At 63.8% G+C, this 21279-nt stretch carries 21 protein-coding genes; 11 read left to right on the top strand and 10 right to left on the bottom strand.

The window, feature by feature from the left end; all coding sequences use genetic code 11:
• Positions 1-85: 85 nt before the first annotated feature.
• Genes OPC11_RS15300 through OPC11_RS15290 form a run of 3 tightly spaced genes read left to right on the top strand, consistent with a single transcriptional unit; the run spans position 86 to position 1934 of the window.
• Entirely contained in the window at positions 86-754 is a 669-nt protein-coding gene (locus tag OPC11_RS15300) for an SCO family protein (RefSeq protein ID WP_018128849.1), read from the top strand.
• The gene (locus tag OPC11_RS15295; RefSeq protein WP_264782464.1) at positions 751-1272 is read left to right on the top strand and encodes a TlpA disulfide reductase family protein; all 522 of its coding nucleotides are present in this window, start codon (positions 751-753) and stop codon (positions 1270-1272) included. Before OPC11_RS15300 ends, OPC11_RS15295 begins: the two co-directional genes overlap by 4 nt.
• A complete protein-coding gene (locus tag OPC11_RS15290) occupies positions 1269-1934 on the top strand; it encodes a cytochrome c biogenesis protein CcdA (protein ID WP_264782463.1) in 666 nt (221 codons plus the stop codon). Before OPC11_RS15295 ends, OPC11_RS15290 begins: the two co-directional genes overlap by 4 nt.
• Positions 1935-2139: 205 nt before the next feature.
• On the opposite strand, the gene OPC11_RS15285 is transcribed toward OPC11_RS15290, so the two are convergent.
• The 7 genes from OPC11_RS15285 to OPC11_RS15255 all read right to left on the bottom strand — a co-directional run bounded on the left by OPC11_RS15285 (position 2140) and on the right by OPC11_RS15255 (position 11411).
• Entirely contained in the window at positions 2140-2925 is a 786-nt protein-coding gene (locus OPC11_RS15285; protein ID WP_264782462.1) for an ABC transporter ATP-binding protein, read from the bottom strand.
• Complete coding sequence (locus OPC11_RS15280; protein WP_264782461.1) at positions 2904-3746, bottom strand: ABC transporter permease; 843 nt, start codon at positions 3744-3746, stop codon at positions 2904-2906. The genes OPC11_RS15285 and OPC11_RS15280 overlap by 22 nt, the downstream gene beginning before the upstream one ends.
• Entirely contained in the window at positions 3743-4747 is a 1005-nt protein-coding gene (locus OPC11_RS15275) for a CmpA/NrtA family ABC transporter substrate-binding protein (RefSeq protein WP_264782460.1), read from the bottom strand. The genes OPC11_RS15280 and OPC11_RS15275 overlap by 4 nt, the downstream gene beginning before the upstream one ends.
• A 175-nt stretch (positions 4748-4922) precedes the next feature.
• Entirely contained in the window at positions 4923-7694 is a 2772-nt protein-coding gene (gene alaS / locus OPC11_RS15270; RefSeq protein WP_007976258.1) for an alanine--tRNA ligase, read from the bottom strand.
• Positions 7695-7847: 153 nt separating this feature from the next.
• Positions 7848-9539, bottom strand: a complete 1692-nt coding sequence (locus OPC11_RS15265; protein WP_264782459.1) for a hypothetical protein — start codon at positions 9537-9539, stop codon at positions 7848-7850.
• On the bottom strand, positions 9536-10279 hold the full coding sequence (locus OPC11_RS15260) for an ABC transporter ATP-binding protein (protein ID WP_069451008.1): 744 nt from the start codon (positions 10277-10279) through the stop codon (positions 9536-9538). The genes OPC11_RS15265 and OPC11_RS15260 overlap by 4 nt, the downstream gene beginning before the upstream one ends.
• Before the next feature lie 154 nt (positions 10280-10433).
• Positions 10434-11411, bottom strand: coding sequence for a replication factor C small subunit (locus OPC11_RS15255; protein WP_007976252.1), 978 nt, complete (start codon positions 11409-11411; stop codon positions 10434-10436).
• Between the two features lie 169 nt (positions 11412-11580).
• Here OPC11_RS15255 and OPC11_RS15250 point away from each other — a divergent pair, with 169 nt between their 5' ends.
• The 5 genes from OPC11_RS15250 (at position 11581) to OPC11_RS15230 (ending at position 14896) form a co-directional block, all read left to right on the top strand.
• Complete coding sequence (locus OPC11_RS15250; RefSeq protein WP_007976251.1) at positions 11581-12663, top strand: polymer-forming cytoskeletal protein; 1083 nt, start codon at positions 11581-11583, stop codon at positions 12661-12663.
• A 290-nt stretch (positions 12664-12953) separates the two neighbouring features.
• Entirely contained in the window at positions 12954-13151 is a 198-nt protein-coding gene (locus OPC11_RS15245; RefSeq protein ID WP_007976249.1) for a ubiquitin-like small modifier protein 2, read from the top strand.
• Entirely contained in the window at positions 13148-13573 is a 426-nt protein-coding gene (locus OPC11_RS15240) for a GNAT family N-acetyltransferase (protein ID WP_264782458.1), read from the top strand. The genes OPC11_RS15245 and OPC11_RS15240 overlap by 4 nt, the downstream gene beginning before the upstream one ends.
• 25 nt (positions 13574-13598) lie before the next feature.
• Positions 13599-13790, top strand: a complete 192-nt coding sequence (locus tag OPC11_RS15235; RefSeq protein WP_007976246.1) for a hypothetical protein — start codon at positions 13599-13601, stop codon at positions 13788-13790.
• Between the two features lie 125 nt (positions 13791-13915).
• Complete coding sequence (locus OPC11_RS15230; RefSeq protein ID WP_264782457.1) at positions 13916-14896, top strand: hypothetical protein; 981 nt, start codon at positions 13916-13918, stop codon at positions 14894-14896.
• 12 nt (positions 14897-14908) lie between these two features.
• Here OPC11_RS15230 and OPC11_RS15225 read toward each other — a convergent pair whose 3' ends face one another.
• On the bottom strand, positions 14909-16291 hold the full coding sequence (locus OPC11_RS15225; RefSeq protein WP_264782456.1) for a phosphoglucomutase/phosphomannomutase family protein: 1383 nt from the start codon (positions 16289-16291) through the stop codon (positions 14909-14911).
• 249 nt (positions 16292-16540) lie between these two features.
• Between OPC11_RS15225 and OPC11_RS15220 the strand changes: the two genes are divergently transcribed.
• Positions 16541-17134, top strand: coding sequence for an NAD(P)H-dependent oxidoreductase (locus tag OPC11_RS15220; protein ID WP_264782455.1), 594 nt, complete (start codon positions 16541-16543; stop codon positions 17132-17134).
• 19 nt (positions 17135-17153) lie between these two features.
• Here OPC11_RS15220 and OPC11_RS15215 read toward each other — a convergent pair whose 3' ends face one another.
• Entirely contained in the window at positions 17154-17396 is a 243-nt protein-coding gene (locus tag OPC11_RS15215) for a GIY-YIG nuclease family protein (protein ID WP_007976242.1), read from the bottom strand.
• A 459-nt stretch (positions 17397-17855) separates the two neighbouring features.
• A complete protein-coding gene (locus OPC11_RS15210) occupies positions 17856-18416 on the bottom strand; it encodes a DUF1684 domain-containing protein (protein ID WP_007976241.1) in 561 nt (186 codons plus the stop codon).
• Positions 18417-18546: 130 nt separating this feature from the next.
• Here OPC11_RS15210 and OPC11_RS15205 point away from each other — a divergent pair, with 130 nt between their 5' ends.
• Positions 18547-18756 (top strand): hypothetical protein, encoded by a 210-nt coding sequence (locus OPC11_RS15205; RefSeq protein WP_007976240.1) that lies wholly within the window; start codon positions 18547-18549, stop codon positions 18754-18756.
• A 135-nt stretch (positions 18757-18891) separates the two neighbouring features.
• On the top strand, positions 18892-21225 hold the full coding sequence (locus OPC11_RS15200; RefSeq protein ID WP_264782454.1) for an ATP-dependent DNA helicase: 2334 nt from the start codon (positions 18892-18894) through the stop codon (positions 21223-21225).
• Positions 21226-21279 lie beyond the last annotated feature (54 nt).

Genomic DNA, 21279 nt, shown 5'->3' with positions numbered 1-21279 from the left:
AACGGATAGCCGTTCGAACGACCCCATTCTCGCCTTCGAGGAATGAACCAGATTGCATTTGGCTCTTCCGTCGAAAATCACGGACATGCATCGACGGACGTACCTCCGCTCCGTTGCGGCGACGGGAGCGGCGGTCTCGGCGGCGGGCTGTCTGGGGTCGCTCGGCGACTCGAACCCGAACGTGGCGCTAAGCGAACCCGACAGGAACGTCGAAAGTTCGGATCTCCCGTACCCGGCGTGGGGCGAGAAGATCCCCGACGTGACGATTCCCGCACCGCTCGAGGACCGGACCGTCTCGTTTCGGGACGTCGAGACGCCGAGTATCGTCACGTTCTTCTATACCCACTGTATGACGATCTGTCCGGTGCTCATCTCGACGCTTCGCAACGTCCAGACGCACGCGACCAAGAACGGGTACGCGAAGGACGTGACATTTCTGCCGACGACGTTCGATCCCCAGCGGGACGACGCAGAGCAGTTGCGGGCGTACACGGACAAGATGAACGTGGACCAGTCCATCGACGACTGGAGCTTCCTCCGGCCGAAATCGGAAGAGCGGGCGAAACACGTCATCACCGACACGTTCGGCGTCCAGTTCGAGAAGACGAAGCAGAAATCGAAGGACGACTACATGTTCTCCCACTCGGCACTCATCCTGCTCGTCAACGAAAAGGGATACGTCGAACGGGCGTACCACGGCACGTCGCCGAAGCAACAGCAGATAATCGACGACCTCGAAACCGTCCGCGGATGAATCGACGTCGCCTCCTCACCGGACTCGCGGGACTCGGCATCACCGGCGGTAGCGCGTGGGTCGCGCTGAACGGCCTGTCGGACGACGGCGGACTGCCGAAACGCGTCGAGACGATGCGTGCGGAAGGCTCGACCGTCGGGACGGTGCAGGTCCCGGTTCCCGAAACCGTCACCGTCATCGACCTCTTCGCCACGTGGTGTATGCCGTGTCAAGAGCAGATGGAGGCGCTGACGAAACTGCACGACGAATACGGCGACGAGGTTCGATTCGTCTCCATCACGAACGAGCGCATCGGCGGCACGCTGACGAAAGACGACATCCGCTCGTGGTGGAACGAAAACGACGGGAAGTGGACGCTCGGTCTCGACCCGGATTCGTCGGTGATGGCCGCGCTGAACGCGGGCGGCCTCCCGTTCGTCGGCGTCGCGGCACCGGACGGAACGGTCACGTGGACGCACCACGGCGTGGCGGGCATCGACACGCTCCGCGAGCAGATCGACGCGGCAGAAAAGAGATGAGTTCCTCCACGCTCCTTCCGACGATTGCCTTCGCCACGAGCGCGGGAATCGCGACGTTCTTCGCGCCGTGTGCGTTTCCGTTGCTTCCCGGGTACATCGGCTACTACCTGCAACATCAGGACGACGAAACGGTTTCGTCTGCACTCTTACCCGCCGCCGGTGCCGCGGTCGGGGCGCTCGCCACGCTCGGTGCGGTCGGCGTCGCCGTCTTCGTGGCCGGGCAAGAACTCGTTCGGTACCTCCAGTGGTTCGAACCGCTGGCGGGCGTCGTCCTGCTCGTCGTCGGACTGCTCGTCGTCGCGGGCAGACAACCGACGATTCGCGTTCCGCTCCCGGAGCGCCCCGCATCGACCACCGGGTTCGTCCTCTTCGGCGGCGGGTACGCCCTCGCGGCGGCGGGGTGCGTGGCACCGGTCTTCCTCGGCGTCGTCGCCCAAACCCTCACACTCCCGCTTTTCGGACGCGTCCTCTCCTTCGGGAGTTACGCGCTGGGCGTCGTGATTCCCTTGAGCGGCGTGACGCTACTGATGGCGGCGGGCGTCGATTGGTGGCGCGAACTGGGCAGGTATTCGTACGCCTTGGAACGCGTCGCGGGCGGGCTAATGATACTGGCCGGTATCGGGCAGTTGTATCTCTCGTTCGTCGTTCTCGACGCGTTCTGACCGAACCGAGATGGTCGTGAGAGCTACCACGGATTTTGCGGTGGGAAGTCAGCGCTCGCATCAGTATCGAAATCGTTGTTTCCGAACTCGACCGATTTCATATCGCAATATGCGATTTATTTTTGCTACGGTGACCGTTCTACCGTGACTACCGGAATTACGTGGGCCGTCGGTTTCGGCTACCGAACGGTTCCGGAGCGCCCCGTTATTCGATTCGTTTTCGAATCCGCTCGACAGCGGCCACGAATTCCCGATCCGTTCGCTCACGCGGCCGTTCCATGTCCACGTCGATAGTCGTGACGACGTGTCCGGGATTGCGACCGAACACGACGATTCGGTCGGCGAGGGTGACGGCCTCTTCGATTTCGTGCGTAACGAACAGCACTGTCTTTCCGGTTCGTTGCCAGATGTCGAGCAATTCGCGCTGTAGCCGGTCCCGCGTCTGTGCGTCGATGCTTCCGAACGGCTCGTCCATGAGGAGAATTTCCGGATCCACGGCGAGCGCGCGGGCGACGGCGACGCGCTGTTTCATGCCCCCGGACAAGTCCTTCGGGTGGGCGTCTTCGAAGCCGGTCAGTCCGACCAAATCGACGAGTTCCTCGACCCGCGACGTACAGTCCGAGCACTCACAGGCGGGGCGGTCCAGACCGAATCGAACGTTCCCCTCGACCGTCTTCCACGGGAAGAGATTGTACTCCTGAAAGACCATTCCCCGGTCGATTCCCGGACCGGTGACCCGAGCGCCGGACACGAAAATTTCGCCGTCGGTCGGGGATTCGAGTCCGGCGACGAGGCGGAAAAGCGTCGTCTTTCCGCACCCAGAGGGTCCGACGAGGCAAACGAACTCCCCGTCCGCGACCGTCAGTGATACGTCTCGAAGCGCTTGAACGGTCGTACGAGCATCGTACCGTTTCGAAACACCATCGACCTCGATGACGGGTGCGTTCGTCTTCGACTCGTAGCCCTCGTTCAAGGACGCCACGCGAACCACCTCGTTTCGACCATCGCGTACGCCGAGTCAACGCAAATGTAGACGGCGCTGATCAGGAGCATGTAGGCCATGCTTCGCGCCATGTCGAGGTTGTTGGACGCGTTGATAATCTCGTAGCCGACGCCGGGCGCGCCGAACAGCTCCGCGCCGACGACGATCATGAGACAGCGACCGATACTCGTTCGAAAGCCGTTGACCATCGACGGCGACGCGGCGGGGAGGACCACGTGACGGAGCATCCCCAAGTGCGTTCGAACGCCGAGGCTGGTTGCGACTTCCTTGTAGCCGTCGCGGACGCCGTGAACGCCCGAGTACGCGCCGTAATAGTTGATCCACAGCGCGCCGATTGCGACGATGAACGCCGCACCGACGTGGCCGATACCGAACCAGACGATAGCGAAGGCGATCCACGCGAGTTCGGGAATCGGCCGAAGCACGCGAATGGCGGGAGTCACGGTCGCGTCGATGCGATGGGAGTAGCCGACTAACAGGCCGACCGCGTTTCCGACGAACGCACCGATAACCAAGCCGGGGACGAGATGGAGCGACGTCTGAGCGAGCCGCGTCAGTGCGCGCGGAAGCTCGATGGGGACGCCAACGACCGGGAGGACGAACGGCGTGCTAGTGGTGAACTCGGCTCCGAGTGCGGACAGGACCGGAAGCGGCCCCGGGAGGAGATACTCCGGATGAACGAGCGTCGCCAGCGCGGACCAAACGCCGAGGAAACAGGCGATGCCCAGCGTACCCGCCACGGTTCGATCGATATCCGTCGAGTCGGCGGTTCGACCCGGAGTACGGGACAGTTTCGTTTCGAGGCTCATGCCACATCCTCGTACACCGAAACGTCGAACAGTTCATCCGCACTCATCTCCCCGCCGATGTTGCCGACTTCGGCGACAAATTTCGACATCGTTTCGGACTGTGACGCGATATCGTTCGGATTCGAGAGGAAATCCGACGCCTTCGAACCCATCGCACGCTCGGCGAGGTCTTCATCGAGGTCGAGAACGGTCGCGGCGTCCGCCGCCGCCCCCATCGGGTCGTCGTGAACCGCGTTCGTTGCCCGAACGTGTCCGTCCACGAACTGCCGCTTCAACGAGTCCGAAATCGTGTTCGAAACGAACGCGACGGTGACGGGATGGCCCGGAAGAACGGTCCCGGACCACTCTATCTCCCGATACCCGTCGAGTTGCTCGACGAGAGTCGCGTACGGCTCTTGAACGGTCGTGCCAACGATGTCACCCGATTGAGCCGCCTGTGGAGCCTTCGCGGGGGGAACCTTGGGTTTGCGAACGACGGTCGTCGTCTCACCGGCTTCGAGGTGCTCTTCGAGCCAGTATCGGGTGAGGATGTCGGGAACGGAACCGTCGGGTGCGGTTCCCCAGACCGGTTTCGAACCGTGGTCGCCCCTGTACGACTGGAAGGCACCTTTCCCTTCCTCGTCGTAGCGGTCGGCGAAGTCGTCGGTCGCGACCATTTTGAACCCGTTCCGTGAGTTCGCCACGAGGACGTCCGCGTCCACACCCTTGTCGGTCAGGACCATCGCGGGCGTGATGCCGAAGAGACCGACGTCGATGTCGCCAGCGGCGAACGCCTTGACGGCGGCGGGGCCGGACGAAAACTTCGTCGTCGAGAGCTTCACGTCGAGTTCGTCGTAATACCCGCGTTCGCTCATCACGAAGTGTTGGATGTTCGAATAAATCGGAACCCATCCGACGTGGAGGGATTCCGTCTTACCGCTCCCTCCGAGGGTACAACCCGCGAGCCCCGCCATTCCCGCTCCCGTCGCTGCCAACAGTCCGCGTCGTGATATCGTGTCCATGCCGGTTTAACAATCTAGAACAACTAGTTAATAGGTATTGTTATTCTATGCCCTAATTTTACTAATCCGTTCGCGCTACCGGTACTCCGTGCTGTTGATGCGAGCAGACGAATATCGGAGATGTCGCTCCGGAGTTCGGAAAATGCAAAAACGAGGAGAGTTCAGAAGTCGAAATTCAGGCGTTCTCGACTTGCTTGAGCACGTCGGGCGCGCTCTCCAACGCCTCGTCCAGTTTGTCGGCGTCGGGACCGCCGCCCTGGGCGAAGTCGGCGGGGCCGCCGCCGCCACCGCCGACGAAGGAGGCGAGTTCGCCGACGACCGAACCGGCGTTCACCGACGAGCCGTCCGGGATGGCGACGACGAACTGCGCGCCGTCGGCACCGCTGCCGATGACGGCGATTTTACCGTCCTCGGCCATGGCGTTGGCCGTGGCGCGGAGTTCCTCCATGTCGGTGTCGATTCGCTGGATGACGGCGGTCGTGTCGCCGACTTCGATTTCCTCGCCGCCGCCCGCACCGCTGGCGCGGGCCTCGGCGAGTTGCTCTTTGAGGTCCTCTATCTGCTTGCCGCGGGCCTTCCACTCCTCGAAGAAGCGGTCGGCCGTTTCCGGAACCTCCGACGGCGAAACGTCGAGGGTGTCGGCGGCGGCACCGAGATAATCCTCGGTCTCCTGTGTCGCCTCGATGGCGGCGTCACCGGCGGCGAAGGTGAGACGTTCCACGCCGTCCTGCACGCGCTCGGTGTTGAGGAGTTTGATACAGCCGACGTCCCCGGTTCGGCGGACGTGAGTGCCACCGCAGGCCTGCACGTCCTCGGCGACGTGGATGAGTCGGATGTTCGTCCCGGCGGGAATCCCACCCTGATAGAGGTCGAAGCCGAACTCCTCCTCGGCCTCGTGGCGGTTGGGCCACTCCTGCTGGACCGTCGTGTTCTCCATGACGATTTCGTTGGCCAGCAGTTCGATTTGCTTCGCCGTCTCGCGGTCGATGCGCTCGTAGTGGCGCACGTCGATGCGCGAACTGTCGGTTCCCTTCTGAGCACCGGCCTGCCGAATGTGGTCGCCGAGAATCTGGCGCGCCGCGTGGACGACGATGTGGGTCGCCGTGTGGTGGCGCATCAGGCGACGGCGACGCTGGGCGTCTATCTGTCCGCGGACGATGGAGCCCTTATCGACGGGGTCGTCGGTGTGGTGGAGCACCACGCCGTCGTCGATTTGGGTGTCCGTGACCTTCACCGTCTTCTCGTCGGTCGAGAGCGTTCCGTGGTCGCCGGGTTGGCCACCGCCCTCCGGGTAGAACATCGTCTGGTCGAGCACGACGTCGTAGCCCTCCTCGCGGTCGAACACGTCGAGGACGACGGCTTCGAAATCGGTCCGGTACTGGTCCTCGTAGTAGAGGCGTTCGGTCTTGGGGAGGTCGGTGAAACGGTCGTCCTCGGATTCCTCCTCCTCGAACGCCTGTCCGCCGTCGTGGCGCTCGGCGACGAGGCTGTAGAAGTCGTCCGGGACCGACACCGAGGCACCGAACTCGTCGGCGATTTCCTCGACCATATCGGGCTGTAGGCCGTGCGAGTCGTACAACTCGACGAGCGTCTCGGTCGGGATGGGTTTGCCTTCCTCGGCGTGTCGCTTGGCGAGGCGACGAACCCGGCGGCCGCCCTGTTCGAGCGTCTCGCGGTACTTTTCGACCTCCGTCCGAACGATGTCGCGGATGGTGTCGCGGTTCTCGTAGCCGAGGCGTTCGGCCTGCATGTCCACGAGTTCGTCCAACGGCGCATCGACGCCGACGGTATCACAGAGGCGCTTCGTCCGGCGGAGCACCATGCGGGCGAGATAGCCGGTGGCGACGTTGCTCGGGACGATGCCGTCGCCGAACATGTAGGCGAGGGCCCTGCTGTGGTCGGCGATGGCGTAGATGGTTTCGAGCGGCTCCATCAGTTCGACGAGTTCCGTCGTCGAGACGCCGACCTTCTCCGCGATGTTGTCGCGGGCGGCGTCCATGTCCTCGGCTTCGTCGATGTCCATGTGACCCGCGAGCTTCGCGGCGCGGTGGACGAGTTCCTCTTCTTCCTCGGAGAGATTTATGTCGGCGTTCTCCTTGAGGAAGGCGATCATGTCGGGATAGACGGCCTCGTAGACGGTCGGGGTTCCCTGACTCATCCACGTCCAGCGTTCCAGGCCGTACCCGGTGTCCACGATGTACGTGTCCATCGGGCTGTATCGGTTGCCGTCCTTCATCTCGTACTCGCCGTCGGGGTCCTGCTCCATCGACATGAAGACGAGGGTGGCGAGTTCCGCACCCTTGTAGATGACCTCGATAGCGGGTCCGGCGTTGCCGCCGCCGACCCACGGGTCCTCGATGTAGGTGATTTCGTCCAAGTCCGCGCCGACGGACTCGAACAGTTGGTCGCAGTAAGCCACGGTTTCGTCCTTCCAGTAGACTTCGCCGTCGTAGGCGTACTCCTCCTCGGCGTCCTCGCGGACGTTGAAGGCGTGATGGGCCATCATCTCGAAGGCCATCGTGTGCCGTCCCGTCTTGCCAACGTTGTCGATGTCCTGCATGCGGATGCAGGGTTGGCTGATGGTCAGCGGGTTGGCCGGTGGCGGCGTCTTCCCGCTGGTGACGAGGGGCTGGAAGTCGTAGATGGATGCCTGTGTCAGTAGCACGTCGTCACGCCAGCGATTCGCCGCGACCGGGTAGGGGTCGATTCGTTCGTGGTCGTGTTCCTCGAAGAACGAGAGGAACACCTCCCGCATCTCCGATAGGGAATACTCCTCCTCGAAGCCGGGGTCGTCGATGAACCCGTACTCCGCACACGGCGGTTCCCCGCACGTCTGTCGGTCGTGGTCGCGCGTCCAGAAGTGCGCTCCACACTCGGAGCACTCTTTTCGCACGAAGTCGTTTTCCTCGAAATAATCGAGGCGATACTCCTCCTCGAGTTCGCTCATTCTTGGTAGTTTGTCACCCATCGGTGCGTAAAACAGTTCCGCAAGCACGTTCAGGCCGGGCGAGACATCCGCCAGAAGCGGGGAACGCGTCCGTCGCCGCTCCGAACCCGCGAGGGAAGCGATGCCGGGGAACGGGCGAAAGAGTCGAACGGGTCAGAACAGTTCGCCGACGGACTCGAAGACGGCGAAGCCCGAATCGTCGGCGTCGAGCGCGTACGATTCGAACCGTCGAACCGAGTAGCGGTAGGCGGCCGGAGGCGCGACGACGCCGAGGAGCACCGCGATGAGGCCGCCGATGAGGCGGACCGTGGGCGGCGAAATCGCCACGGCGTACCCGAGGAATCCCGTGATGAACTCGAACATGCTCGAAACGCCCGCCGCCGTGCCGGGTGTGATGGCGGTGACGGCACCGCCGTAGCCGAGGAGCACCACGAGCGAGTACGTCGCGAACGCCGTCTTGCTCGGGACGACGGCCGTCCGACTCTTGGTGACGTTGACTTCGCCGAACCGCGGAAACATGGTCCCGATTCCGATGGCGACGACCGCCCCCGCGAGTCCGAGGAGGGCGCTCAGACCGGTCAAGGAAAGCCACCTCGTCAGTTCGAGGGGGCTCAAAAATCCGGTAATCGCGGTGGCGAGGACGACGATGGGAAGACCGACGACGGTCACGGCGAGGACGTGTCCCTTGATGAACTCCCTGCCGCGGATGGACGAGATGAGCGTTACCGGCAGCATCGAACCTTCGTCGCCGAGGGGGTTCAGCGTCGCGCCGCCCATGGCCCACGCGCCGTACAGCGAGACGACGACCGGTAACGATTCGGTGACGTGACCCGCCTGGACCGCCTCCTGAATCGGACCGGAGACGAGAAACACCGGGTACACGACGTAGAGGAGTCGAATCGGCGAGCGTTTCGTTCGCCGCCAGACGTTGGCGACCACGGAGCGCGTCGGTTTGGACGCGATGGCCGCGAGGAAGTCGGCGTTCGACTCGCTGGAGTCGTACTGTTTGTTTTCGGGTTGCACCCGGTCGCCGTACCAGAGTCGCGTCGCCAACCGAACGTCGAGCGCGAACAGGACCGGCAGGCCGACGACGACGAGGGCGACCGCGCCGCCGAGCCGCGCGAGCGACGGCGACGTGCCGGGTATTCCGAGAACGAGCACGTCGCCGAGCCACGCGGTCGGGGCGTTCTGCAACACCTCGGCGAGCGAGGCCATGACCGTGCCGAGCGCATTGCTCATGACCGCGGCCATGTAGATGCCGAACGCGAGCACCGCGAGGACGGATTTGTACTGGGCGAGGAGTTCCGACCGTTCGAGCGCGAGTTTGATAAGCAGGCCGAGAATGTGACCAGCGAGAAGGGCCGTCGTGACGAGTCCGAGCAGGGCGAGGACGATGGTAACGAACGGGAGCGGCGTGCCGAGGGAGAGACTCAACGCCGCGGTTATCGACAGCAGCGGTATCGCCGCGATGGAGACCACGCGGGCGAGTTCCGCGCCGAGCAGTCCGCCAACCACGTCGCGGGCGGGAACGGTCGTCAACATGCCCGCTTCCTGGTCGATACGGCCGGTTTTGCCGATGACGCGCGAGGCTATCATCACGGTGACCATGAGCCACCAGACGGCGATACCGCCGCGCGCACCCTCCAACAGCGGGAGGTCCGTCGTGGCGAGTTCGCCGCCGAATTTGTACGCGAGGTACGAACCGGCGACGGTCGGAACGCCGATGAAGATGAGGGCGAACAGCCCGAAGGCGAGCATCTGAATCGGCTTCTTTCCGATGGCACGGACACTCCGGCGGTACTCCATGCGGGCGATTCGAACGCTCCGCCCGGGGCTCCAGTTCATCGTTCCACCGGTGCCGCAGCGGGTTCCTCGCTCGTCACGTCGAGGAACACGTCTTCGAGCGTCTGTTCTTTCTCGGCGCGGTGGGTGAGTCGCTCCGGCGAGTCCTCGGCGACGAGCGACCCGTCGTACAGCACGCCGACGGTATCGGCGAGCTCTTCGACCACGGGGAGGATGTGCGTCGAGAGGAAGACGGTCATGCCGTCGGCGGTGAGTTCGGAGATGAGTTCGCGCACGGTTCGGGCGGCACGCGGGTCGAGACCGGACGTGGGTTCGTCGAGGAACACGACGTCGGGTTCGTGAAGGACGGTCTGAATCAGCGCCGTCTTCTGTTTCATCCCCTTCGAGTAGGTGCCGACGCGCTCGTCCGCGTCGTCGAGGAGGTCGAAGCGACGGAGGAGTGTCTCGATTCGGTCGTCGGCCTCAACGTTACGAAGCCCGGCGATGTACTGCAACTGCTCTCGGGCCGTGAGTTCGTCGTACAGCGGCGGCTCCTCGGGCATGTAACCGATGTGCGGAACGACGGCGTCCCGGTCGGCGATGGAGTGGCCCGCGACGCGTGCGGTGCCGCTCGTCGGCGGCGTCAGCGTCGTCAGCATCCGCATCGTCGTCGTCTTCCCCGCACCGTTCGGGCCGAGGAAGCCGTAGACGGATTCGGACGGAACGGTCAGTTCGAGGTTCGAAACGACCGTCGTATCGTCGAATCGCTTCGTCAGTCCGTCCGTCTCGATGGCGGGCCTCATCGACTGCCCTCCGGCCGTTCGAGTTCGAATTGGAGAGCAACGCTCGTGGGGACTGTGCGAACCATACTCCGTGGAGTGTACCGAGACGTAAAAAATCCGACTGAAAGGGTCAGCTAGTTTTGTAATAGAAAGGTGACAAGATAGCGACGAGGAATCAGTTATCGAGCGCCAGCGACGCCAGCATCGCTTCGAGTTGCACGCGCTCGTTCGCACCTTCCGTGATGCGGAAGTCGGCTTCGCCGACGCGTTCGAGGACGCGCACCGCGTCGTCGTCGTCCAAGTCGAACTCCCAAATCGAGCGGTGGAGTTGGTCGATGATGTCGCCACCGGCCATGCCGCGCTCGGTGAGCAGTTCGTCGAGGATGGAACGGGAACGGGTGAAATCGCCGTCGATGGCGTGTCGAACCATCTCCTTGATGTCCTCGGGTCGGGCGGTGCTGGTGATGACGAAGACGCTCTCCTCGTCCACCTGCTCGCCCATGACGGCGGCGGCTTGCAGGGCGTTGATGGCTTTGCGCATGTCGCCGTCGGCGGCGTAGACGAGCGCCTCGATACCGTCGTCGGTGGTTTCGATACCCTCCTCGTCGGCGACGTACTGGACGTACCCGGCGACCGCATCGTCGGGAATCGGGCCGAAGCGGAACACCGCACACCGGGACTGGATGGGGTCGATGATTTTCGAGGAGTAGTTACACGACATGATAAAGCGCGTCTTGTCCGAGAACTGCTCCATCGTGCGGCGGAGGGCGGCCTGCGCGTCGCTCGTCAGGGAGTCCGCCTCGTCCAGGAAGATGATCTGGAAATCGACCGCACCGGGGTCGTGGCGGGCGAAGTTCTTGATCTGGTCGCGCACCACGTCGATACCGCGCTCGTCGGAGGCGTTCAGTTCGAGGAAGTGGCTCTGCCAGCTATCGCCGTACAGTTCCTTGGCGATGGCGACCGCACAGGTCGTTTTCCCGATGCCCGCCTGCCCGGAGAACAGCAGGTTAGGCAGGTCGTTCCGCTCGATATAGCTCTTCAGTCGAGCCGTGATGTCGTCGTGGCCCGCCACGTCGTCGAGGGTTTGGGGCCGGTACTTCTCGACCCAGATGGTTCCACGTCCGGGGACGGTTTCCGCGTCGGCCTCGCTCATGGTCCAGCAGAGGCACCTATCGTTCTTAAAGTCCCCGAGACTCCACGCCCGCGCTTCACGATTTCCCGTCGGGAGAACGGCCGGTTAGGCCAGCGATTCCGGCGAACAACGCACGATTCTCCGCGACAACGACTCAATTACTATCCTGTCGGACGCCGACAACCGGCCCATGCGTGCACACGTGAGTATCCTCGTCGTGGTGCTACTGCTCGCCATCATGCCCGCGACGGCGGCGGCAGAACAGACACGAACCGGCGGAACGGTCGTCGTCGAACAGGGCGAAACCGTCCGCGACGGTCTCACCGCCACCGGCGGAACCGTCGTGATTCGCGGGACGGTCGATGGCGACCTGAGCGCCTTCTCCGGAAACGTCCTCGTCGCCCAAAGCGGCCGGGTCAACGGCGACGTGTCGGCGGTCGCCGGGAACGTCCGAATCGAGGGGACGGTCACCGGAACCGTCGACGCACAGACCGGCAACCTCGCCATCGCCCAGTCGGCCACCGTCGGGTCCCTCGAAGGCGCGGCGGGCTACACCCTGATCGCGGGCACCGTCGAAGGGAACGCGCGGGTTGCGAGCGAGACGCTCACGCTCGCCAACACGGCGAACGTCGGCGGCAACCTCGTCTACGACACGGAAACGTTCAACCGCCAACAGGGGGCGACCGTCAGCGGGACGGTCCGACAGGACGAATCGCTGGGTGACGCGGGTCCCGCACCCGTGCCGCAAGTGCCCAACTGGGTCGGCGCAGTGTACGGCTTCTTCGTCAATCTCCTCTTGGGTATCGTGCTGTTGGCGGCGTTCCCCGGCTTCTCTGAGGGCGTCGCCGACCGGGGGCGAGCCGACCCGGTGCTTTCGGTCGGGGTCGGCCTCCTCCTGCTCGTCCTCATCCCCATCGTGCTCCTCGTCTTCGCCGTGACCCTCATTGGCATCCCCATCTCGATTCTCGGCGCAATCATCTTCGCCATCTTCCTCTGGATCGCCACGGTGTACGGGTCGTTCACCGTCGGCGTCTGGCTGCTCTCGCTGGCGGACGAGGGAAGTCGGTGGATCGGCTTGGTGCTCGGCCTGTTCGTCATCGCCGTCCTCGACCGGATACCCATCGTCGGCGGCATCGTCCAGTTCGTCGTCCTCCTGCTGGGACTCGGCGCGCTTGCGATGGCGCTCCGGGCGCACTACCGCGGACGGCGGAGCACGCCGGAGTACGTCGAAACGACGCGCAGGGGAACCGACGAGGAGACGCCAGCCGACTGACCAATCTATTGTTCGAGAGCCGACGCGGTGCTACTCATCGAAATCGAAACGAACGACACCGGCGCACGCTACAGCAGGACGACGGCAACGCCGTGAGCACGCGGTGCGGTGCTGTGCGGTGGCGGTTTCAGTGACGTCTGTCGTTGCAGTCATAGAAAAACTAACGACACCCCACCGCGAGCGGGCGGGGGCTTTCGAAGCCCTCATCGAGGTCGTCGCAGTTTCGGCGAAACCAACTCGAAGTCGTCGTCTTCGACACGCTCAAGGGCCGAGAACGGTAAGACACGGCAATGAACGTGACCGTCGAGGTGGTCGGCGAGGGGAGCCACGAGTTCGACGTGGACGACGAAACCTACGCCGACTTGGTGTCGAAAGTGGACCTGAGCCCACACGAGGTGTCCGTGATGGTGGACGGGCGGCCGGTTCCGGAGGACCAACCGGTCGAAGCGGAACACGTGAAAATCCTCCGGCTCATCAAGGGCGGATGACCGTCCGGGCCGCGACCGGGGACGACCACCTCGACGTGTTGCGAATCGTGAACGGCGCGATGCTCGAAATCGACGCCGCGGCAGTCGAGCAGAAAATCGAGTCCGGGGACGTGCTGGTAGCGGAAGACGAAGGGCGACTCCTCGGCGCGGCGGTGCTCGACGCCGCGGCGGGCCGACCGACCCACATCGAGGCAATCGCGGTGCGGCGAGCGCGGCGGGGGCAGGGAATCGGCGGCGAACTGGTAGCGGCGGCCGTCGAACGCGAGGGAGCGCTGACGGCCGATTTCGCGCCGAAGGTGCGGCCGTTCTACGAGTCGTTGGGGTTCGAAATCGAGGAGATGGCGGAGCGGGACGAGGGCGATCCAGACGGGGAAACCGAAGGGGACGGACGGTTGTGGGGACGGTTCGAAAGCGAAGACTGATACCGCGAGTTCGCCAACGACGACCATGGACGAGACGAAACGCCGCCGTCTCTCGCTCATCTGGATGGCGTTCGCGCTGGCGATGGGGTACTACGCGCTCGCTGACGGGTTCGACGCCGCGACCGGCGAGTTATTGAGCCTTCTCGTCGCCCTGTTCGGCGTCGGACTGGCCGCGCTCTACTACTTCAATCCCGGCGACGTGCTGTCGTTCAACTGAACGGGAGCGGCGGAGGTCGGTGGGAGGTTGCGAGGTCGGCGTCCTCCCGACGCCCAATTGATGTATTTGTTACAAAAATGCAGTTTCGGGAGCGCTTTACTGTGTTCGTTCGGTAGTTCGACGTAATGGTCAGACAGGAGTCACGCTCCCTCGGCATCGTCACGGGAGAGCGGGCACCGGAACTGTCGGAAAACGGACGTTCCGTGCAGGCCGAGTTACGCGACCGTGGCTGGGCGGCGGAACCCGTCATCTGGACGGACGAGGATATCGATTGGTCGCGCTTCGACGTCGCGCTCGTCCGCTCGTGCTGGAACTATCACATCCGACCGGACGCCTTCCGCGAGTGGACGGAAATAGTCGAGGAGGCGGGGGTGACGCTACTCAATCCGGCCGCGGTCGTTCGCTGGAACATGCACAAGTTCTACCTCCGCGAACTCGCCGCGGAGGGCGTCGGTATCCTTCCGACGGCATGGGTAGAGCGGGGGAGCGACGGAAACCTTCGGACGGTGCTTCGGGAAAACGGCTGGCAGGAAGCCGTGGTGAAACCGGCCATCGGGACGAGTTCGGCGAACGCGTGGCGCACGTCGGTTGACGAGGCGGCAGACCGGCAAGAGGAGTTCGAGACGCTCGTGGCCGACCGAGGCGTGCTCGTCCAGCAGTTCGCGCCGGGAATCGCTGACGGGGAGCGGTCGTTCGTCTTCTTCGGCGGCGAGTTCAGCCACGCGCGGCGGCGCTATCCCGCCGACGGGGACTTCCGCGCCCACAACAGGTACGGCGGGACGGGGGAGGCCTACGATCCGCCGCGGAAACTCGTCGAGCAGGCGCGAGACGTGCTCGAAACGGCGTGCGAAATTCTGGACATCGACCCCGTTTCCCTCCCGTACGCTCGCGTGGACGGTCTCGAACGGGGCGGTGACGACGGGGAGGGCGGTGACAACAGGGTCGGAGGTGACAACAGGGACGGCGGTGACGACGAGCAGACCGGCGAGTTCCACCTGATGGAACTCGAACTAATCGAGCCGTATCTGAGCCTCGATACGCGCGAGGGGGCGGTGACGACGTTCGCCGACGCCATCGAGTCGGCGCTTCGCGTCGTCCGAAAGTAAGTCGATGAAGGCCTAAATCAGCGGTTCGACCAGTTCCGTCCCGGCGTCGAGGAGGTCACGAACGCGGTCGTCGCTCTCTCCCTCGGCGTAAATTCGCATCGCGGGTTCCGTTCCACTCGGGCGGACGAGGAGCCACGACCCGTCGTCGAGGAGGATTTTGAAGCCGTCCTTCGTCACCACGTCGGCCACGTCGAGACCCGCAACCTCGTCGGGGAGTTCGGCTTCGAGGTCGGCGAGGACGCGCTCCTTTTCGTCGTCCGGACAGTCGAGGCTGATTTTGTTCTGGTGTATCTCGCCGAACTCGGCGAGCAGGTCGTCCACGCGGTCGTCGAAGGGGCGTTCGGCCGCGATTGCCGCGGCGAGGAGCGCCATGAGCACGCCGTCCTTCTCGCGGATGTGGCCGCGAATCGTGAACCCGCCGCTCTCCTCGCCGCCGACGAGCGCGTCGTGGTCCGCGATGGCCTGTGCGACCCACTTGAACCCGACCGGCGTCTCGTGGACCTCCTCGCCGTGTTTCTCGGCGATACGGTCGATGAGGAACGTGGTCGAGACGGTGCGAATCGCCGACCCCGAGTCGGCTTCGAGGAGGTACTCGTACAGCGCGGCGAAAAAGAGATTCTCGTCCAAGAAGCCGCGTTCGGGCGTGACGACGGCGATGCGGTCGGCGTCGCCGTCGTTCGCTATTCCGAGGTCGGCGTCGCCGTCCTCGACCGCCGCGACGAGTCCCTGAAGATTCTCCTCGCTCGGTTCCGGCGACGACCCGCCGAATTCCGGGTCCCGTTCACAGCGGAGGCATTCGACGCTCGCACCCGCTTCTTCGAGGAGTTCGTCGGTGACGCCGCGGCCGCTCCCGTGCATGGCGTCGTAGACGACCGAGAGATCCTCGAAGTCGGCGTCCACGAGGTCGAAGGCGTGGTCGGCGTACGGGGCAACGAGGTCCTCCTCGCTGACCCGGCCGTGTTCGGACTCCGGCAGCGGGTCGGGTTCGGCGAGTCGGGCCATTATCTCGTCGGTCACTTCGGGGAGGGCGGGCGCGCCGTCGGACGGGATGAACTTCACGCCGTTGTACTCCGGCGGGTTGTGCGAGGCGGTTATCATCAGTCCGCCCGCGAGGTCGCGGTCCACGAGCGTCCACGCGAGAATCGGCGTCGGGGTGTCCCGCTCGGGGATGAGCACGTCGAACCCGTTCGCGGCGAGGACGCGACAGAGGTCCTCCGCGAATCCGCGCGACGTTTCGCGTGCGTCGTAGCTCACGGCGACCGTCTCGCCCGCACGGTCCTCGACTTCGCGGAGGTAATCGGCGACCGCTTGGCCTACGATTTGCACTCGTGGCGACGTGAACTCGTCGAGCGTCGCCCGCCAGCCGTCGGTTCCGAACGAAATCGGCGTATCCATACATCGTTCGTCACCGCCGGGGTCGAAAAAACCACCGTGTGGCGTGGTCCCAGAGAAGTGTAGAACACCCAACCAAAGCGCGCTTTCGGGAACCGTTTTGTGAACTCGACGTGAATTCCCGTTCATGAGACGAAGACGAGCGGTATCCGCATCGACGTGCCACTGGGAACCGGGACAGGTCAAGCGGCACCAACGACGGCCGGGACGGAACAAGCCCGTTAAACGTTCGCGGCCCCAACGAAGTGAATAATGCAACCCAAACCGACAGTCGTCGCGGTATGCGGCAGCATGCGCGACGGAAGTCACACGCGGACAGCCCTGAAACATGTCCTCGACGCCGCCGCGGAAGCAGGGGCCGAGACGGAACTCATCGACGTTCGGGAGTACGACCTCCCGATATTCGACCCCGACGAGGAGATGTCGGAGGATGCAGAGGAGATAACGCGGAAGATTCGAGAAGCGGATTCCGTCGTGCTCGGCAGTCCGGTGTACCACGGGTCGTACACCGCCGCCTTCCGCAACGTCCACGACTACTGTAGCTTCGACGAGTTCGAGGATACCACCGTCGGCCTGCTCGCGGTCGCAGGTGGTGGCTCCTACGGCAGCACGCTGGACCACATGCGAATCACCGTTCGCGGCGTCCACGGGTGGGTGCTCCCACACCAAGTCGGGATTCGGAAGGCCTACGACCAGTTCGAGAACGGCGAGTTCAAGGACGAGGATTTGGAAGAGCGAACGCGAAAACTCGGCGAACAGGCCGCGAAATACGCTTTCATCACGCCCGACGTCACCTCGGCGGAAGCCGACGAGACGGAGGCGGGGGAAGCGGCGGCGGACGACTGAAACCGGTTTCGAAAAACTCTCAGTCGATAAGACGTTCCTTTTCCGCGCGGCGCAGCTGTTTTATCTCGTATTCGCGGGACATCGCGGCGGATTTCGACTCGAATCGCTCGGTGTGGCGCAACGTAACGGGCGTCCTGCCGCGGGTGTATTTCGCCCCGTTTCCGGCGTCGTGTTCCGCCACCCGGCGGTCGACATCGGTCGTGTAGCCGGTGTAAAAAGTGCCGTCACTGCATTCGACGACGTAAACCCAGTGGTCGGTCACACCTGACAGGCTTCGCGTGGTTCGTCTTTGTCCTGTCGGTTCCGCCCCCGTTCAGCCACAGCGGGCTATACTTTTTGCGCACGCTCTCGTGCCACCTCGGCGATACCTGCGTTCGCCGAGCAAGCAGGGCAAGCGCGGATGTAACCGGATTCGTCAGCGAAGACGCGCGCAAATCGTTCCGAGACGTGCGCGCCACAGTGGTCACAGTTTGGCATGCTGTCAGCCGACGATTACCTCGTCGGCAACTGAACCTTCTCGGTGAGCGCATAAATATGCTTTCCAAAATCAGACCCAAATTCGTCGATGGCAAAGATTTGTTCACCGATTCCACAACAATATGCTCAAACAACACTGTTCGATTGCGTGTGAACAGATTCGTTTTATGAATCGGAAAACACGGTTCGGCGACCCCCCTCATTTCCGGTGGAGAACGTCGGTTCTCAGGTCGTCGTGCTACGCTCAGTGGTCGTCCCACGTCTTTTCGCCCGCGGGAATCAGCAGGTCCAACCAGTTCTCCTCGGGCGGGAGCGGACACGAGAACGTCTCGCTGTAGGCACAGAAGGGGGAGTACGCGAGGTTGAAGTCCACGACGATTTCGTCTCCGTCGGCCGGTTCGCGGTCGGGGTACAGTTCGAGATAGCGCCCGTTCTCGTAGCTCTGTTGCCCCGTCGTCTTGTCTCGAAACGGAACGAACAGCGAGTCCTGCCCCTCCTGCTGGTACACCGCGAGCGAGGCCTCCTCGCCGTCCACGTCGAGGTGGAGCGTCATGGTCCGCAGGTAGCGCTGTGACGGCCCGGCGGTCGTTTCGAGGTCGAGGGGTTCGGGGTCGTCGTGTCGCTCGACCGTCGCCGTCACGCGATAGTCGGCATCCGGGTCGAAGTACGACAGGCCGTCGAAATCGTCTCGTTCCCCCGGCGGAATCGGTGACTGCGGGTGACTCCCGAAGAAGTCGTCTTTCTCTGCCCGGGTGGAGAGCAGTTCCTCGCGCCAGTCGGTCTCCGTGGTCTCGAACTCGGTCATACCGTGGCGTACTCGTTCGCGGCGGGTAAACGCTCCGTCCTTCGCCAGTCGCGCCGGGAGCAGGAGATCGAGGGAAAAAACGTCAATTCTCCACAAAGAATTTACCCGAGAACGCGAACCGAGAGGACGTATGGGAAATCCACTTGGACTCTTTATCGCCCTCCTCGGTATCGCACAGGCCGCAAAACCGTACGGATTTGCGCGATTTCAGGAACAGATGGACGCCATCGGAAGCAAACGACGCTCATCGGAAGTCGAACCGGCGGAATGGAAAGTACTGTGGACGCGGGTGATGGGCGTCATCCTCACCGTCATCGGTCTCGGCCTACTTCTCGGCTAAGGTCGTCGCGTCACTACCTATGCACACCAATTCGTCCCTTTTTCCCCTATCACTTCCGCCGCGTGCTTAGGTTTAAATACCGAGACGGGACCACCTCAGGTCAACAGCCCTAAGCAGGGGGGAAACAGAAACAGAATGATGCCGGACTGGCGGACGATATTCGGACACGACGCGCCCTACGACGAGCAGCGGGACGGTATCGAGACGGCCATCGAAACCGCCCGCGACGACGGCTTCACCGTCATCGAAGGTGCCTGCGGGACTGGCAAGACTATGCTGGCGCTGACGGCCGGTCTCGACCTCGTACGTGACCCGGACAGTCAGTACGAACGCGTGTTCGTCCTCACGAGCGTCAAACAGCAACTCCGCCAGTTCGAAACCGACCTGAAGACCATCAACGCGAACCTCCCCGACGATTGGAAACCCATCTCCGCGATGACGCTCGTCGGGAAGGCGGACGTCTGCCCCTACAGCCGCGAGAACGCGGGGAACATCGACGATGAGACGGTGTACGACCGCTGTGAGGGACTTCGGGAGCGCACCCGGGACCTGACCGGCGAGGGCGGCGCGGTGACGGCCCAGAACCTCGCGTCCCAAGCCCGAAGCCAGCAGACGGGGTTGGCAGATTCAGGAAAACGGAGAAGCGGCGCGTCGTTCCTCGAAACGGCGGGCGAGCCGACGCCGTACCCACCCGAGATGCCCGAGTACAACGACGTGGAGTACTGCCCGTTCTACGCGCAGTTTTTGGACGACATGCCGGAGGACGGCGACCCGATAGAGGCCGTTCCGTTCGATTTCGACGACATGGGACTCATCGAACCCGCCGATCTCGTCGCCAATTCGGTCCAATGGGGCACCTGCCCGCACTCGATGATGGGGGCGCTCCTCGGCCATGTGGAGGTCGTCGTCGGTAATTACTACCACGCCTTCGACCCGGTGACGACGGCGACGTTCACGGGCGCGCTGGTGGACGACTCCACCTTCCTCGTCTGTGACGAAGCCCACATGCTGGAACCGCGCGTCCGCGACCTCGTGAGCCAGTCGGTCGGCGATTCGACGCTCCGCGACGCCGAATCGGAACTCACGCGCGTCATCCAACCCGTCAAATTCGACGACCGAGACGCGAAACACACCACCGCCGACGCGGAGTTGGTTCGGACGGAACTGGAGGACGCGAACGTCACGCTCCGCGAACTGGAGGACACCCGCGATTTTATCCGCGATTTACGCGACGAACTCGACCGGCGCGTGACGGCCCATCTGGAGCGCGAACACCGCGGGTGGAAGACGAATCTCACCGACCTGCCGGACGAGGAGATACCGCTCCGCGACCCGACCGTCCCACAACCCGACGAGATTTCCGAATGGGCGGCGGACGCAGGCTACGACGGCGGGACGTGGGCTCGCGCGGAGGCGGTCGGCGCGATTGTGGCGCGAATCCTCAACGAAGCGGAGGACGAGGACAGAGAGCGCGCCGCGCTCCCCGCCGGGCGCGTGCTCGGCGAGTGGTACCGCAACGACCACGAGGAGTACTTCCGCGAAATCGTCCTCGAACGAACGTGGAACGACCGCGAACCCGACGATTCGTGGCGACGAGCGTACAACGCGCAACTCGCCATGCAGAACTGCGTGCCGAGCGGTGCCATCGGCGAACAACTCGGGGAGTTCGGCGGCGGGATTTTGATGAGCGCGACGCTCGAACCGCTCGAAATCTTCGAGGAGGTGTCCGGACTCGGCCATCTCGAAGCCGACGGTAGGCCCGTCGTGGAGCGGACCTTCGGCCTGAACTTCCCCGAGTCGAACCGCGAGAGCTTCGCGGTGGACGCCCCGAAGTTCACCTACGACAACCGGGGCGCACCGGGCGAGGAAACCCCGGAACGGCAGGTGTACGCGGACGCGATTCGGGACGTGGCGCGCTCGCCGGGCAACGTCCTCGTCGGCATGCCGAACTACGCGGAGGCGACGTGGGCCGCAGAGCACCTTCGGGGCGTCGTGGACAAACCGGTGCTGTTGGACGAGAGCAGCGCGGACGAGGCGACGGAGGATTTGAAGGACGAGTTCTTCGGCGGCGAGTCGAAGGTGCTCGTGACGAGCCTTCGCGGAACGCTGACGGAGGGGGTCGATTATCGCGGGGACCGACTCCGCGCGGCAGTCGTCTGCGGGGTTCCCATCATCAACACCGCCAGTCCGCGGACGCGTGCGGTGCGAACCGCCTACGAGCGGAAGTTCGGCGACGGCTTCACCTACGCGCTGACCGTCCCGGCGGTCAGGAAGGCGCGGCAGGCGCTCGGCAGAGTCATCCGCGGCTCGGACGAACGGGGGATTCGCGTGCTGGTGGACAGCCGCTACGCCCGCGAGTCGTGGGACAGCGTTCGGGAGTTCTTCCCGGAAACGGAGCGCGAGGAGTTCCAGCCGGTCAGTCCGGACATGCTCTCGTTCGGCTTGGAGCGGTTCTGGGACAGGAATTGAGGAGAATAACGACCGTTTCGAGGAGATAAGTTCGAGTTGTAGGTTCGAACGGTG

The organism is Haladaptatus sp. T7, from assembly GCF_026008575.1.
In the GTDB taxonomy this organism is placed as follows: domain Archaea; phylum Halobacteriota; class Halobacteria; order Halobacteriales; family Haladaptataceae; genus Haladaptatus; species Haladaptatus paucihalophilus.
This window is presented reverse-complemented; position numbering and strand designations above follow the sequence as displayed.

Bases quoted from the DNA above. Each gene is read 5' to 3' on its own strand.
- OPC11_RS15200 (WP_264782454.1), top strand. From the start codon at position 18,892: ATGATGCCGGACTGGCGGACGATATTCGGACACGACGCGCCCTACGAC.
- OPC11_RS15220 (WP_264782455.1), top strand. From the start codon at position 16,541: ATGCAACCCAAACCGACAGTCGTCGCGGTATGCGGCAGCATGCGCGAC.
- alaS (WP_007976258.1), bottom strand. From the start codon at position 7,694: ATGAGCGAACTCGAGGAGGAGTATCGCCTCGATTATTTCGAGGAAAAC.
- OPC11_RS15300 (WP_018128849.1), top strand. From the start codon at position 86: ATGCATCGACGGACGTACCTCCGCTCCGTTGCGGCGACGGGAGCGGCG.
- OPC11_RS15230 (WP_264782457.1), top strand. From the start codon at position 13,916: ATGGTCAGACAGGAGTCACGCTCCCTCGGCATCGTCACGGGAGAGCGG.
- OPC11_RS15280 (WP_264782461.1), bottom strand. From the start codon at position 3,746: ATGAGCCTCGAAACGAAACTGTCCCGTACTCCGGGTCGAACCGCCGAC.
- OPC11_RS15265 (WP_264782459.1), bottom strand. From the start codon at position 9,539: ATGAACTGGAGCCCCGGGCGGAGCGTTCGAATCGCCCGCATGGAGTAC.
- OPC11_RS15225 (WP_264782456.1), bottom strand. From the start codon at position 16,291: ATGGATACGCCGATTTCGTTCGGAACCGACGGCTGGCGGGCGACGCTC.
- OPC11_RS15255 (WP_007976252.1), bottom strand. From the start codon at position 11,411: ATGAGCGAGGCCGACGCGGAAACCGTCCCCGGACGTGGAACCATCTGG.
- OPC11_RS15240 (WP_264782458.1), top strand. From the start codon at position 13,148: ATGACCGTCCGGGCCGCGACCGGGGACGACCACCTCGACGTGTTGCGA.
- OPC11_RS15290 (WP_264782463.1), top strand. From the start codon at position 1,269: ATGAGTTCCTCCACGCTCCTTCCGACGATTGCCTTCGCCACGAGCGCG.
- OPC11_RS15295 (WP_264782464.1), top strand. From the start codon at position 751: ATGAATCGACGTCGCCTCCTCACCGGACTCGCGGGACTCGGCATCACC.
- OPC11_RS15275 (WP_264782460.1), bottom strand. From the start codon at position 4,747: ATGGACACGATATCACGACGCGGACTGTTGGCAGCGACGGGAGCGGGA.
- OPC11_RS15235 (WP_007976246.1), top strand. From the start codon at position 13,599: ATGGACGAGACGAAACGCCGCCGTCTCTCGCTCATCTGGATGGCGTTC.
- OPC11_RS15250 (WP_007976251.1), top strand. From the start codon at position 11,581: ATGCGTGCACACGTGAGTATCCTCGTCGTGGTGCTACTGCTCGCCATC.
- OPC11_RS15210 (WP_007976241.1), bottom strand. From the start codon at position 18,416: ATGACCGAGTTCGAGACCACGGAGACCGACTGGCGCGAGGAACTGCTC.
- OPC11_RS15245 (WP_007976249.1), top strand. From the start codon at position 12,954: ATGAACGTGACCGTCGAGGTGGTCGGCGAGGGGAGCCACGAGTTCGAC.
- OPC11_RS15260 (WP_069451008.1), bottom strand. From the start codon at position 10,279: ATGAGGCCCGCCATCGAGACGGACGGACTGACGAAGCGATTCGACGAT.
- OPC11_RS15205 (WP_007976240.1), top strand. From the start codon at position 18,547: ATGGGAAATCCACTTGGACTCTTTATCGCCCTCCTCGGTATCGCACAG.